Consider the following 703-nt stretch of genomic DNA (forward strand, 5'->3'; position numbering starts at 1 on the left):
TCGGCCAGTCGAACATCAGCTACTGGACGCGCGGCCTGATGGGCTATCGCACGCCCAACATCGATCGCGTCTTCAACGAAGGCATGGCCTTTACGGACTACTACGCCGAGCAGTCCTGCACCGCCGGGCGCTCGGCCTTCATCACGGGCCAGGCTGTCGTTCGCACGGGCCTCTCCAAGGTCGGCCTTCCCGGCGCCGCCGCTGGCATGCAGGCCGAGGACCCGACCATTGCGACCATCCTCAAGGGCATGGGCTACGCCACCGGCCAGTTCGGCAAGAACCACCTGGGTGACCGGGACGAGCACCTGCCGACCGCCCATGGCTTCGACGAGTTCTTCGGCAACCTCTATCACCTGAATGCCGAGGAGGAGCCGGAGAACGAGGATTATCCGCGCAACCCGGAGTTCCGCCGTCGCTTCGGTCCGCGCGGCGTGATCAAGAGCTTCGCGGATGGGCGCATCGAGAACACCGGCCCGCTGACGCGCCAGCGCATGCAGACCATCGACGATGAGTTCCTCGCCGCGGGCATGGATTTCATGGATCGCCAGAAGGCGGCCAACAAGCCGATGTTCGTATGGCTGAACGCCACGCGCATGCACTTCCGCACCCACGTGCCGCAGAGCTTCCGCGGGCGCTCGGGCCTCAACGAATATGCGGACGGCATGCTCCAGCATGACGAATGGGTGGGCAAGATCCTCAAGAA

1 protein-coding gene is annotated in these 703 nt (G+C 64.7%); it reads left to right on the forward strand.

Annotated elements, in window-relative coordinates:
• Nucleotides 1-703 (forward strand): sulfatase-like hydrolase/transferase (locus tag WJM96_RS22850; protein WP_424814870.1); only part of this gene is annotated, 703 nt, incomplete at both ends.

The sequence above is a fragment of the Roseococcus sp. YIM B11640 genome (assembly GCF_049727625.1).
GTDB lineage: Bacteria > Pseudomonadota > Alphaproteobacteria > Acetobacterales > Acetobacteraceae > Roseococcus.